Consider the following 14188-nt stretch of genomic DNA (forward strand, 5'->3'; position numbering starts at 1 on the left):
ATAATGATGATTAATTCTTAAAATCTATTTTATTTTTAATTGAAAAAAATAGAGCAATGGAAATATTTATTTGATTAAATATTTCCATTGCTCTAAAGCTTTTTTTTAAAGTTCTATTATATATTAGAAAATAGAATAGGCGAAAACGAAATCAATTGCTTTATATTCAGCAGAAAAGGTTTTGTAATCGCGTAGTAATTCTTTTTTAGTATTTGTTCTAATTTCAACACTAAATTTATTTCTGAAATTATATCCTAATCCAAAAACAAAATTAGATCCTGAATTACTTTTATTCTCTACATTTTTATCAAATGAGATACTTGCTTTTCCATTTACATCAAATGAATACGCGGCATTTACGAAAATTTTTGAATTTTTATTTAGAAGAAAATAGTAACGTAATCCTATCGGAAGCTGAATGCTTGAATATTTGATTTCTACATTACGAGTTGTGAAAGGAGAAGACAAGAAAGGACCTCGTCTGCTGTAATCTTTACTGTTTTCATATTTTTGATACATTGGATTCAAAAAGATACTCCATTTGTTTTTATTAAAAGGTAGTACATATTCTGCTTCTAAACCTATTTTAAAACTAGTTTTGTTATCTAATTTTACATCTAGAGATGGTATATCGCCATCATTCATAGTTAGCGAGACAAAACTAATTCCAGGAGTTATTTTTAATAAAAAATGATCTTTGCTTGTTTTTGATAGCTCGCGGTTTGTTTCTTTATTGTCGTTATTATTGTATTTTAAAAAATATTTTGTAAGGTCAGCTTTTTTATACTGTAGGTTTTTAATGTCACTATCACTCGTATTTGACAATCTTACATTATTATTTAGTTGTTGTTTGTAATAATTGTTTTCTTTTAACTCTCCTGTCGATTTACCGTCTTCTATTACTATATATTTTAAAAACACAAGTTGTTCCAGAGGAATTGTTTTTGTTTCGTAAAAATACCTGATAAGATTGTCTTCTTTGTATGAATATAATGTGGCTTCGCCCTGAACCAATAATCTTAAGAAAAGAGTGTTTTCTTCGAACACGGGCTTTCCGGTTTGTGATACTTTGGACAAATCATCAAGGGAACGATCCATTTTAATTTTGGCTCTTTTGAAGGTTGTGATATTTTCAACACCAAATTCTTCAACGTCAGCAATCGTTGCTGTTTTGTAATCGTTGTCACTAACCTGTATTTTGTATTTAAAATCTGTCGGATTGTTTCCCCAGTCTAAATTTTTTATAAAGCATTCTGTTCTTTTTCCGTCATTGGAAATAAAATACCCTTTTTCAAATGAAATTTGAGCATTGATAAATGAGTAGTAAAATAGTAAGGTAATTAGTAAAATTTTTTTCATAGGATATAGTTTTTGGTGGCGCTAAATTAGAAAAACCAAACGCACTTTTTCAGGTTATTATTAGCTATTTTTTTTCTTCTAATCTTTTTTTTTTAATGTATTGAAATACAGTTTTTTAGTTTTTATATATTTGCTATAGTCTGATTTATCAACACTTGAAGAGTTAAAAATTTTAGTGTGATTTTTTTTGATTTAGATAGTTTAAGGCAACCACTACTACTGGAATTAATTATATTTGCACAAATTATTAAAAGAAATGAAGAATCTAGTTGAAGAATTAAAATGGCGCGGTTTATATCATGATAGCATGCCAGGTACCGAAGAACAATTGCTTAAAGAAGTAACGGCGGCATATATAGGTTTCGATCCAACGGCAGATTCACTGCATATTGGTAGTATGGTTCAGATTATTTTATTGGTTCATTTAAAGAATTTCGGGCATCAGCCTATTGCTTTAGTTGGTGGCGCAACCGGAATGATTGGTGATCCATCCGGGAAATCTGACGAAAGAAATTTGCTGAACGAAGAAACTTTGGCTAAAAACGTTGCAGGAATTAAAAGCGTTTTGTCTCGTTTCTTAGATTTTAATTCAAATGATTCAAATGCTCCAATTATGGTAAATAACTATGATTGGATGAAAGAATTCTCTTTTATTGATTTTGCGCGTGAGGTTGGAAAACGTATCACGGTAAATTATATGATGGCTAAAGACTCTGTTAAAAAGAGATTGAGTGGAGAAGGAGAAGGAATGTCTTTCACAGAATTTACATACCAATTAATTCAGGGATACGATTTTTACCATTTATATAAAAACAATAATTGCCTTTTGCAAATGGGAGGTTCTGACCAGTGGGGAAATATTACTACAGGTACGGAATTAGTACGCAGAATGGGCGGAGAAAGTGCAAAAGCCTTTGCTTTGACAACACCATTGATTACAAAAGCAGACGGATCTAAGTTCGGAAAATCTGAAGGCGGTAATGTTTGGTTAGATGCTGATAAAACTTCAGTATATAAATTTTACCAATTTTGGGTAAATGCTACCGATGTTGATGCTGAAAAATATATAAAAATCTTTACTTTTTTAGATAAGGAAACAATTGATGCTTTAATTGAAGAGCATAAAACGGCTCCGCATTTAAGAGTTTTGCAAAAGAAACTGGCTGAAGAAATTACGATTTTTGTTCATAGCAAAGAAGAATTGGAAAAAGCGATTCAGGCATCGAATATTTTGTTTGGAAATTCAACTGCCGAAGATTTAAAACAGTTAGACGAAGCAACTTTTTTAGAAGTTTTTGATGGAGTTCCGCAAGCTGAAATCGCAAAAGCAGATTTAGAAAGCGGATTGGATATTGTTACTGTTTTAAATGAAAAAACAGGTTTCTTTAAATCTAACGGAGAAGCGAGAAGAGCTTTGACAGCAAATTCAATTTCTGTAAACAGAGAAAAAATCAAAGAAGATTTTGTTTTAACTGCAAATGATTTGATCAACAATCAGTTTGTGTTATTGCAAAGTGGTAGAAGAAATTATTTTGTTTTGAGGATTGTTTAACTCAATTCAGAAGCCATAAATTATAACTATAAAAAAAGCATCTGCCTTTGCGGATGCTTTTTTGCTTTAATAACTATTTTTATTTAATAACTTTTCGGGTTTCATCTTTAGATTTAATGATATAAATACCACTTTTTAGTGAATCTAATGATTTGTTTTCTTCTTCTTTAGAGTAGACTTCTTTGGTTAGAACTTTTTGTCCTTCAAAATTATAAACATTTATTAAATAAGGTTGTTTAGCTTCTTCAACTTCTAACTTTGATTGCACTTTTTTGCCAAAAGGATTATAGAAAGTTACAGGTATAGTAGTAACATTATTATTTTCATTTGATTCAGTGTTTGTTTTAGAGTCGTCTACTGAAATAAGAATGTTTCTGTTTCCGGTAAAGGTTGTGCCGATATTACCAAAATTAGAAGAAAAAATTGTTCTGGATACTGTAATTGAAGCTCCTGGGTTTATTGCGCTTATTGCGACACTACTTGCAGTAGATTTTAAATCAGCTGTATCAATAATACCGTCAGTAGATAAATAAAACTGAAGTGTTGTAGGAGTTGATGCAGCGCTTCCTATGTTTTTAATGGTTATTACCTGCAAATTGATACTCCCTGATTGATTGCTTATTGTGTGCCTTTTGTTTCCTAAATCACTTAGTGCAGCACTACAATCAAAACAATTACTGAAAATAATGGTGTTATTTGGATCAATGACTAAATCTGGTTTTCCTGCTGGGGTTGTTGTTTGATTAATAGTAAATGATGTTGAAGATGAAATTACGTTATTACTAGCATTTATATCCTCACTATTAATTAATTGCATAATGGTGTAATATGTACCATTAGTAATATTAGCTGGAATAGTTATAGATGGATATCCAGATTTGGTTTCATTAGAGTTTAGCGGTTCAATTACAATATCTTTAATTAATATATCATCACTACTTAGAGTAGAATTGCCTTTAGAGAAATAAATTAAGCAGCGAGTTGTGTTAAATGCGCGACCGCCATTGTTTTTTAATGCATATGTCGCGGTAGCGGTTGCGCCAGTATTCATTGTTCCGGATCCGAAATTTACACCCGTAGCTTGTAAATCAGGTTTTGGACAATTTAATGTAACAGAAGAAAAAATGGCGCTACTGATTGTAGTGTCCAGTTGATATTCACTATCTCCTGCTTCTATACTTGATCCATCAATTAAATAATAATTTGATCCTTTCCCAAAATCCATTAGATATACATCTCCTATATTTAAAGGTCTAGTTATTTTAAGATTTACCTTTTCTCTAGTTGTATTAACTGTTAAATTGGAGCAATAATTGCTTTGCGCTTCTTCTAATGTTGATCCTAATGATATTGGTCTAATGTATTTCCATGACAAGGAATTACATAAATCTGGAATTAGTACAAAATCTGCAGGCTCATCTATCTCTGCTCCTTTATCAAGATAGTAATCAACAGCATAAAGTACCTTGTAGTATCTTGAACCGGAAGTTGATCCTAACACTAAATCAGATTTGTAAATTTTCCCAACTTCTAATTTAAAGCTTTGATTCAAATTCACATCTCTATTTGGTCCAACTGTAATACTTTTAGCGCATTCAGCAGAAATTGCTGTTTCAATATTAGGCCCTAAATCTTGTAATGTGTGAAATTTGTAAGTCTGAGACCAACTGTTAATACTTATAAAAACAAGCACTAGTAAAGTAATTTTTTTCATTTTTTTTCTATTTAAAATTTTACTCTAAAGTATATTTTTAAATAGAAATGTAGTATTTTTTCTATATTAACGATAAGTTATTAAATCGTGTATATTCTTACGAATTACAATGAAATAAATGTAGGTGTATTGAAATTATATTACAAAACCATCAAGTTACACCCACGAATATCAGAATTATCAAAACGTCCCAATACCTCGAAAGAGTTGTTGGGATTTTTTTTGCCTAAATCCTGGGTAGCGATAAAGGAGCATGAATTAATATTAGCCAAATCAATAACGTTGATTCCACCTGTTTTTCCGTCTTTCACGTAAGTGAGCGCATCTTCCGGATCACGAACTAAAATGTGCATCCATGACGGACATTCGAATACGCCTTCTCCTAAAGAATAGGCTTGCGCTAAAAGTTCCGTCATTCCGTATTCTGAATGAATGGCAGAAACTCCAAAACCTTTACAAAGCTGTTCATGCAATTCTTCGCGAATCATTTCTTTGCGTTTGCCTTTCATTCCTCCGGTTTCCATAATAATTGTATTCTGAAGGTTAAATTGATGTTTTTCAATCAAATCTAATAAAGCGTAAGTAACACCAATTAAAATTACATTTTGCCCAGATTCATCTAAAGTAGTTAGTTTTTTTATTAAGTCATCGTGATTGTGTAGATAAAACCCGCTTTCAGGCTGATTGGATAGTTTTATTAGATCTTCGACCATATAAATGAGCGAAGACCCATCACGTTCAAGATAAGACGGCAAAAGGGCTAAAACAACATAATCTTCGATATTGCCATAGAACTGAGAAAATCCATTGCAGTAACTTTCCTCATATAGGGAAACATCGGTCACTAAATGTCGGCTTGTAATCATTCCTGTAGTTCCGCTGCTGGTAAAAGTAACCTGAGCAAAATCGTTATTAGAAACTACATTATGACTTTTAAAAAACTGAATAGGCAAAAAAGGAATTTGTTCCAGCGATTTTACCAGTTGTGGATTGATTTTTAAAAAATCGCAGAAATCACGATATACCTGATTATTCTCGTGCTGAAAACGAAACACTTTTAAGGCTGTTTTTTCAAATTGCTTCTGACTGGAAATGGTAAATATATCGTTGGCTGTAATCAAAACTTTTTTTTGCAAAGATAATTATAATTGCAAGAAGTTGTGGCAATAAAAAAGCTCCAAATATTATTTGGAGCTTTGAATATATTTGCTATTTCTTATCGAATGATGAGCTTTCGTGTTGCCGAAGCATTTTCTTCGCTAATTTTTATGATATAAACACCAGGTGCTAAATCAGCAACATTAAGTTCTCTTGAAGATAAATGTGTCTGGATTACTTTTTTTCCTAAAACATTAAAAACAATAACTTCTTTTTCTAAGTCGTTTTTAGATGAAATATATACTTTACCATTTGTAACCGGGTTAGGATACAAGCTCAGGCCCTCGATAGTCGTACTTACGTCCTGAGATTTTGGTAATTGCTTACTATCTTGAGCAGAAGCGCTCAGAGTAAAGAAAAATGCCAATAAGAGTGTAATATAAAAGTAGTTTTTTGCCATCGCGTAATTTTGATTAATGTAAATATACAAAAAAAATTACAAAAATTACGCCAAAAAAAAACATCCTAAAATTTTAGGATGTTTTTAACATTTTTATATGTGTGGTATTCTTATTTGATTAAGTTAACACCGTCTACTGTTGCCCAAGCACCAGGAGTTAAAACTGCACCAGTAGCAGTAGTACTAGTTGTCCAGTTTGATGCAGGAAGAAAGCTATCAGCAGATAATGTAAAAGTAGCCTGTCCTGAAATGAAGATAAGAGGAGAGTTAGTAATTTTTACGTTATTTAATTTGATTTTTCCACCAGCAACTTGATGATCGTAAGTAACTTTATCTAGTACTTGTAATACACCACCATTAAATGCTGTAGGCATAGTTTGACTAACATAACCATCGATTACGATGTTACTGTAGTCTCCATTTCCTTCTTTTTTAAATTGAAAAGCATCCAATTGAATTTCTTTTTGCTCTTCTGTAACCGTACCTGCAGCTCTTTTTAGAGTGATATTAGTTACTTTTGGAAAAAACGCATTGTCATTTGAAGAAGCTTCAATTTCCATACCATAGTTTCCTTTATCAACTTGGTAAGCATACCAGTTTGTATTTGCTTGACCTTGCCATCCATCTTGCCAGTCAAATGAATCATCATAGTTACCATAAGAGATAGCATTAGTCATACTTACAGTTCCTCCAAAAAATTCGAATCCGTCATCAGCACCTTTGTAAGATACTAAGTGATCTAAAGTTGTTCCTGAACCTACTGAGTAAAAAGTAAAACCATTGTTTTCTTTTGCTCCGTCAGCTAATTTTGAACCAGCGTATTCAACTCTTGTGTAAGCTAATGAACCACTATTATGAGTTGCATTTGTTCCTCCGTAAGAGATATTATTTCCGTCTTCAGATGTCGAAGTCGTTCCTCCACCAGCTACTTTTGCAGGAGCATCACCATACATAATGATTCCTCCCCAAGATCCGGGAACCTTAGATTTTTCTGTAAATACTACTGGTTTGTCAGCAGTTCCTTTTGTAATTAATTTTCCGTCTTTCAAAATAACTAGAGCATTGTCGCCCGTAGCTTTGTCAATCGTTATTGTAGATCCCGCCTCAATAGTTACAGTTACACCAGCATTGATTTTTACAATTCCTTTCAAAGTGTAGTTTCCGTATGCGTAAGTAACGTCCTTAGTTATTGGACCTGTAATTTCACCAGTAACAGGAGTAACAACTGGAGTTGGATCATCACTACTTGAGCAAGAATTTAAAAATAATCCTGTAGCAAGTGCTAAAGCAAAAAGTTTAGTTTTCATAGTTGTGTTATTATGTGTTTTTATTTTTGTCAAAATTAGAACGATAATCTTTTTCTGGTGTTATCTCAATATTACATTACGGTTACCAAAAGACAATTATAATGTGAAGAGAATGTTATGTGTTTTTTGTTGTGCTAATTTAAACTCAATTTAATTGTGCATAAAAAAAGCTCCAAAATGGAGCTTTTAATAATTATTTTTTCTTGGGTTCTAGAAAGTATATCCAAGTTTTAATGAAAACCCGATTCCCTTTTTATAACTACTAGCCAATAATGATTCTTCAGCTACTTTTATAGTTCCATCGTTACCAAATTCTAATTTTCGTAATGGATTTAATAAGTTGTCAGCGGTAAATTTCACATCAAAATGTTCTGAAACTTTACTTCCCCATACAAAATCCAATTGCTGTACAGGCAACTCATAGATATGGTCTTGTCCATTGGTTCCTACAGCATATATTCTTTTTCCAAAAACACCATAAACTAATGAAACAGTGTTCGACCACTCATTGCTGAAATTAAATTCATATTTTAAATCTGAATTTACTAACCAGTCTGATGCTCCCTGCAGTGATCTTGATTGATGCGTTTCAATAGAAGGTTTTACGGTAATTATCCCATCCTCATCGATAGATTCAAAAGTTGGGCTTACAGTAACTTTGGATGACATTAATGTAGCATTTAATCCCCATGAAAAATCATTTAAGCTTTCGCTGATTCTTTCTAAACCAACGAGTAATTCAGCTTCTATTCCAAATATGTTGGCACTTTCAGAATTTAGAAAAGTGGTAACTGTTCCTGTGGTTGCGTTTGAGATGAAAGTTTTTTCAATTGGATTGATAATGTGTTTTCCAAATAATCCAACAGTAATCATTTCTTTAGCCGTTGGGAACAGCTCATATTTCAAGTCAACATTATAATTGTCGCTGTTTTTCAAAATTGAATTTCCTTGAGTTGAAGTTCCGTCAGCATTGATGAAAGATATAGGGAAAGCCTCCATGATAACTGGTTTAGTGTAAGTTTTACTTGCTGCAAAACGAATGTTAGCAGTCTCAGTCAACAAATACTTAAGATTTACTGATGGTAAAAAATAGGCATTATCATATTTTAATATTCTGAAAGGAGCATCAAAAGAACCTAATGTTCTGTAATGAGTTTCTTTAAGAGTGCTTTCAAATCGAATTCCTGCGTTTACTTCAAGTTTCTCTCCAAATTTTAAAAACAAATTAGCATACCCTGCATTAGCCATTTCGTCAAGTTTAACTTTGTAAGTAGCATTAGAGTTTTCGCTAAAAGACATTTTATTAGCTGAAATGTCGCTGGTTATTTGAGTATCTATATTATTTATGCTTGAAGTAAAACCATCATTACCGGTACTTGCAACAAAACGGTATGAAGATTCCATCATAGATCCGTTGCCATTGTATCCAACGGTTAATTTGTTTTGTTTGTCATTTTTCCCGAACTTCAAATTATACTCTACTAATGCTGAATAAAATGAATTACCATCGACAGTTAAATATTGACGCAGGTAATTATTTCCACCATAAGATGAACTTATCAAATCATCACCAGTTTTAAGACCTGAGAAAAACTTTCTATCTGGTTGTTCATATTTTGTGATTGCATATGAAGCTCCAGCTTTGATAGTTTGATTTTTGTCTTTGGTTAATGCATATTCACCTAATAATTGGCCATTTAAATAATCACTTTTGTCTAATTGATTGGTACGGATAAATCCATTTTCAGCAGCTGTCCCTGCTGATACTCCTTCCTGATCTTTTATAGAGTTTAAGTTAGTTCTGATGTACAATGTATTGAACGATAGTTTAAGCCTGTCAGTGCCGTAGTTTAAACCAACTAATGCTGAGTTTGTGGTTTTGAAACGATACTCAGTGGTTATAAAGTTGTTTATATACTTAGATCCGGAAGACTGTAAATCGATAGTTCTGTCAACACCTTCTCTAATAGCATAATTATTATCGTAATTAATAGACAATAAGTAAGAAAAACTACGATTGTTGCTTAAATTAAATTTTTCAGCATGCAATAAGTTTAGAGTTGAATTTAAAGGTGCTTTTGTTTGACTGACATTAAAACCTTTATTGCCACTTATTGAATTTAATGCCTGATCTGTTGTGAAAGTTTGTCTCGTTGCCTGATCTCCAAGAAAACCTGGTAATTCTCTATCTTTACCATTAAATCCGAAAAATCCTGTTGCTGTATCTGCATCAGTTGATAATAAGAAATCTTTAAAGCTGTTTCCGGTTGTATAACCTGCTCCAATATTTATTTTCGTAATACTTTTTGTTGGCTTTGAAGTTTGAATATTAAAAGTTCCGCCTGCAAAATCACCATAGATATTTGGATTAAATGTTTTGTACACGTCAATTACCCCAACAATATTTGTTGGAAACAAATCTAAAGGAACAATTTTTGAAAAAGGATTATTAGTAGGTGCTGATAAGTCATTAATCAATAAGTTGTTGTAACGATCTTCAAGACCGCGTACAAATAAACCTCTTGATCCTACTTTTGTAATTCCTGTTATTTTTGTTAAACCTTCCTCAACATCATTAACGCCTTTTCTTGACATTTCCTGTGCGCCAATACTTTGTTTAATAACTACAGCATTTTTTTGGTCTAACAATAAAGCTGTTTCTTTTTCTCTGTTTGCTCCTGTAGATTTTACAACAACATCTTTTAAAGTATAACCGGCTCCTGAAGAAAGGGCTTTATTAATTGTTACAGTTTCATTCGCAACAACGTTTGCAGGAACTTCTACAGTTTCATATCCTAAAAAGCTAAGGATTACAGTATAAGTTCCGGGATTTACAGATAATGAATATTTTCCGTCAATGTCAGTGTTAGTACTAATGTTTGTTCCTTTTATTAAAACATTTGCAAAAGGAAGTGCTGCATTATTCATTTCTTTGTCGGTTAATACGCCAGAAATTGTACCTTTGGTTTGTGCGATCGAAATCGTGCAGATAAGTAATGTGAATAATAGAAATTTTAAATTGAATTTCATCTTAGTTGTGTTTAATTTATTTTTTTGCAAAGAAAGAACCGCCCTGTAAAGTTCATGTTACGCACTTGTTATGTTTTTGTGTTCTGTAGATTATCAAATTGTTACGAGATTAAATTACCGTTAACAGCGGTTTTTAACCGTCGTTTTATTATTATATTTACCATCGCAATTAAAAACCATCAGATTTGGTACCATAAAATTTGATGAGAAAACTCAATTTTTGCTATTTTATGAAAAAAACACAAACAAAGATTTTATTAGTTGATGATGAGCCGGATATTCTGGAAATTGTGGGTTATAACCTAGCTCAGGAAGGCTACCAGATTGTAACAGCTTCTAACGGAAAAGATGCAATTGCAAAAGCTCAGAAAGAATTACCGGACCTTATTATTATGGATGTGATGATGGCAGAAATGGACGGTATGGAAGCTTGTGAACACATTAGAAAAATACCAGAATTAAATAACGTTATTATAACATTTTTAACAGCAAGAAGTGAGGATTATTCTCAGGTAGCTGGTTTCGATGCCGGTGCTGACGATTACATTACCAAACCAATAAAACCAAAATTATTGGTAAGCAAAGTGAAAGCTTTGTTAAGAAGATTAAAAGAACAGGAAGTTGTTAGCGATACCTTAAATGTTGGCGGAATCGAGATTAACCGCGAAGAATACAAGATCATAAAAGGCAATGTGGAAATCGCTTTACCAAGAAAAGAATTCGAATTGTTTTACCTGTTAGCTTCAAAACCAGGAAAAGTTTTTAAAAGAGATGAAATCCTTGATAAAGTTTGGGGAAATGAAGTAGTAGTTGGAGGAAGAACAATTGATGTTCACATCAGAAAATTACGTGAAAAGATTGGAGAAGATCTTTTTAAAACAATAAAAGGAGTTGGTTATAAATTTGAAGTTTAGTTTTAAAGTCTCTAAAATACTGAGGTTCTTTTAACTGCGGATTTTAGTTAAGATTTGACGGATTCAAATTGTTTCAATAACATTCCATAAATTTAAACCATATAAGAAATTGAAGTTCATTAAATTTGTATGAACTTCAATTTCTTATATGGTTTTTGAGTTAAGCTTAATTTTTCTTACTCTCTCTAATGGTTAAATTAAAAAATATCAATGAAAATTAATTTTAAAAAAACATACAAATTTGCTGTAAAATCGGCATTATACATAAGCCTTTTTGCAACAGGATTTGTGATGATATTGATGTCTTTATTTTATAAAGGTCAATTGAAACATCAAATTGCATTTGGATTAATTTTTATTATATCAATTTATATTTTCTCTTTTTTAGTTTTACAATATCGTGTAGAACGCTTTATTTACAGAAGAGTCAAAAAAATATATGATGAGGTTTCGTTATTAGAATCGACAACACTTATCAATCAGCCCATAACTACAGATATGGAAACACTTTCACGCGAAGTGAAAAAGTTTGCCACAGATAAAAAACTCGAAATCGAAATGCTCGAAATCAGAGAACAATACCGAAGAGAGTTTCTAGGAAATATTTCTCACGAACTTAAAACGCCTTTGTTTACCGTTCAGGGTTATGTTTCGACTTTGCTGGATGGTGCGATGGAGGATAAAACAATCAGGAAGAAATATTTGAAACGTGCCGAAAAAGGAGTAGAGCGATTAATTTATATCGTTGAAGATTTAGATATGATTACCAAACTCGAATCTGGCGATTTAGATTTGAATATGACTGATTTTGATATCGTTGAGCTCATTCAGAATGTTTTTGATTTATTGGAAATGAAAGCCGATAAAAAGAAAATTAAATTGGCTTTTGAAAGCAGAAATGTAAAGTCAGTTATTGTTCGCGGTGATCAGGACAGGATTCAGCAAGTGCTGGAAAACCTGATTGTCAACTCAGTTAAATATGGTAAAGACGGCGGTTTAACCGAAGTTGGCGTAGTAAACTTAACCAAGAAAAAAGTCTTAATTCGTATTAGTGATAACGGAGAAGGAGTTGAAAAACAAAACATTCCAAGACTTTTCGAACGCTTTTACAGAGTTGATAAAAGCGGAACCCGATCTGAAGGCGGCTCCGGTTTAGGGTTGGCGATCGTAAAACATATTATCGAAGCCCACAAAGAAAAAGTATATGTAGAAAGCGAATTCGGGATTGGTTCTGAGTTCTCTTTTACACTCGAAAAAACTTATAAAACGCAAAAACCTGAAGTTAAAAAATTGTAAGCTGACCTCTTTTAAAGCATATTAAATGAGGTTTTGAAAATCTAAATAATATTCGCATAACTATTTCGAAACAATTATTCTTATTTTGGTAACATCTTGTTAATGATTTCTTAACATTGATGATACATCTTTGCATCTTCAATTCTAATGTGTTGGGGAAAAAATGATAAAAAGAAAAATAATTGCGATTTTATTGCTTTTTACTTGTGTTGCAAATGCACAGGAATTGAGTAAAGAAGATGTCAAAAAAGAAGTCATTCGCCTTCTTGATTCAATCAACAAAGCAAAACTTCCCGACACCAAATCCGGAGTTGCTGACGAACATTGGTACGACAGAATTTCTTTAAGAGGTTATGCACAAATACGTTACAATGGTCTGTTCTCTACAAATGATAAAGTTTCATGCGAACAATGCGATAAATCCTGGGGAACAACTTCTACCGCTCCCAATGCTCAGGCAAACAACGGACTTTTTATCAGACGTGCGCGTTTAGTGTTTTCAGGTCAGGTTCACCCAAATGTATTTTTCTATTTTCAACCTGATTTTGCCAGTTCACCCGTTACCGGAATTCAAAACTTTGTACAAATTCGTGATTTATATTTTGACCTTTCTTTTGATAAGAAAAAAGAATATCGTGTTCGTATTGGTCAAAGTAAAATCCCTTACGGATTTGAAAACATGCAGTCAAGTTCTGTACGTTTGACTTTAGACCGTGCTGACGGCATAAACAGTTCAATAGCAAATGAACGCGATTTAGGGATATTCTTTTATTGGGCTCCAGCCGAAATCAGAGAGCGTTTTGCGATGCTGGTTAAAGACGGATATAAAGGGTCTGGAGATTATGGAGTATTTGCCTTTGGCGTTTACAACGGACAAATCGCTAATAAAATAGACGGAAACAGAGATTTGAATGTTGTTGCAAGAGTAACGTATCCGTTTGTTATCGGAAATCAGATTATCGAACCCGGAATTCAGGCTTATACAGGAAAATGGGCATTTACCGGAGAAGTTTCCTCTGGCGTTATCGTCGATGATCCGCAGTATGTAAAAGACCAGCGCGTAGGAGCAACCTTTGTTTTATACCCAAAACCTTTCGGAATTCAAACCGAATATAATATTGGAACCGGACCACGCTATAATACGTTAACCAACACTGTTGACGAAACAGATTTAAATGGAGGTTACGTTTTATTGAACTATAAATGGGATATTAAAAAACAACATATCTATCCTTTCGCCAAATTTCAATATTATGACGGAGGAAAAAAATATGAGAAAGATGCCAGAAGTTATGTCGTAAGAGATTATGAATTTGGTATAGAATGGCAGCCAATAAAAGCATTCGAACTTACGGCAGAATATGTTATTGCCGACAGAACTTTTGAAGACAGTGCGCTTCCAATCAACAGGCAACAAGGAAATTTATTGCGATTGCAAGCGCAGTTTAACTTCTAATA

10 protein-coding genes are annotated in these 14188 nt (G+C 32.6%); 4 read left to right on the forward strand and 6 right to left on the reverse strand.

The window, feature by feature from the left end; translation table 11 throughout:
* Nucleotides 1-123: 123 nt before the first annotated feature.
* A complete protein-coding gene (locus EV143_RS03435) occupies nucleotides 124-1359 on the reverse strand; it encodes an outer membrane beta-barrel protein (RefSeq protein WP_133506570.1) in 1236 nt (411 codons plus the stop codon).
* A gap of 256 nt (nucleotides 1360-1615) precedes the next feature.
* On the opposite strand from EV143_RS03435, the gene tyrS reads away from it, so the two are divergent.
* Complete coding sequence (gene tyrS, locus EV143_RS03440) at nucleotides 1616-2911, forward strand: tyrosine--tRNA ligase (protein WP_133506571.1); 1296 nt, start codon at nucleotides 1616-1618, stop codon at nucleotides 2909-2911.
* Between the two features lie 79 nt (nucleotides 2912-2990).
* Here tyrS and EV143_RS03445 read toward each other — a convergent pair whose 3' ends face one another.
* The 5 genes from EV143_RS03445 to EV143_RS03465 form a co-directional block, all read right to left on the reverse strand.
* The gene (locus tag EV143_RS03445; RefSeq protein WP_133506572.1) at nucleotides 2991-4625 is read right to left on the reverse strand and encodes a CARDB domain-containing protein; all 1635 of its coding nucleotides are present in this window, start codon (nucleotides 4623-4625) and stop codon (nucleotides 2991-2993) included.
* A 140-nt stretch (nucleotides 4626-4765) separates the two neighbouring features.
* Nucleotides 4766-5746 carry a LuxE/PaaK family acyltransferase gene (locus tag EV143_RS03450; protein WP_133506573.1) on the reverse strand — a complete coding sequence of 327 codons (981 nt, stop codon included), beginning with the start codon at nucleotides 5744-5746 and terminating at the stop codon, nucleotides 4766-4768.
* Between the two features lie 95 nt (nucleotides 5747-5841).
* Nucleotides 5842-6183, reverse strand: a complete 342-nt coding sequence (locus tag EV143_RS03455) for a T9SS type A sorting domain-containing protein (protein ID WP_133506574.1) — start codon at nucleotides 6181-6183, stop codon at nucleotides 5842-5844.
* Nucleotides 6184-6293: 110 nt separating this feature from the next.
* Nucleotides 6294-7490 (reverse strand): hypothetical protein, encoded by a 1197-nt coding sequence (locus tag EV143_RS03460; RefSeq protein WP_133506575.1) that lies wholly within the window; start codon nucleotides 7488-7490, stop codon nucleotides 6294-6296.
* Between the two features lie 210 nt (nucleotides 7491-7700).
* Nucleotides 7701-10520, reverse strand: a complete 2820-nt coding sequence (locus EV143_RS03465) for a TonB-dependent receptor (RefSeq protein ID WP_133506576.1) — start codon at nucleotides 10518-10520, stop codon at nucleotides 7701-7703.
* 230 nt (nucleotides 10521-10750) lie between these two features.
* Between EV143_RS03465 and EV143_RS03470 the strand changes: the two genes are divergently transcribed.
* From EV143_RS03470 to EV143_RS03480, 3 genes are all read left to right on the forward strand, one after another.
* Entirely contained in the window at nucleotides 10751-11434 is a 684-nt protein-coding gene (locus EV143_RS03470) for a response regulator transcription factor (RefSeq protein WP_026983516.1), read from the forward strand.
* Between the two features lie 210 nt (nucleotides 11435-11644).
* Nucleotides 11645-12730 (forward strand): sensor histidine kinase, encoded by a 1086-nt coding sequence (locus EV143_RS03475; protein ID WP_133506577.1) that lies wholly within the window; start codon nucleotides 11645-11647, stop codon nucleotides 12728-12730.
* A gap of 163 nt (nucleotides 12731-12893) precedes the next feature.
* Entirely contained in the window at nucleotides 12894-14186 is a 1293-nt protein-coding gene (locus tag EV143_RS03480; protein ID WP_133506578.1) for a porin, read from the forward strand.
* Nucleotides 14187-14188 lie beyond the last annotated feature (2 nt).

Origin of the sequence: Flavobacterium chryseum (genome assembly GCF_004362015.1) — a bacterium.
Taxonomy (GTDB): domain Bacteria; phylum Bacteroidota; class Bacteroidia; order Flavobacteriales; family Flavobacteriaceae; genus Flavobacterium.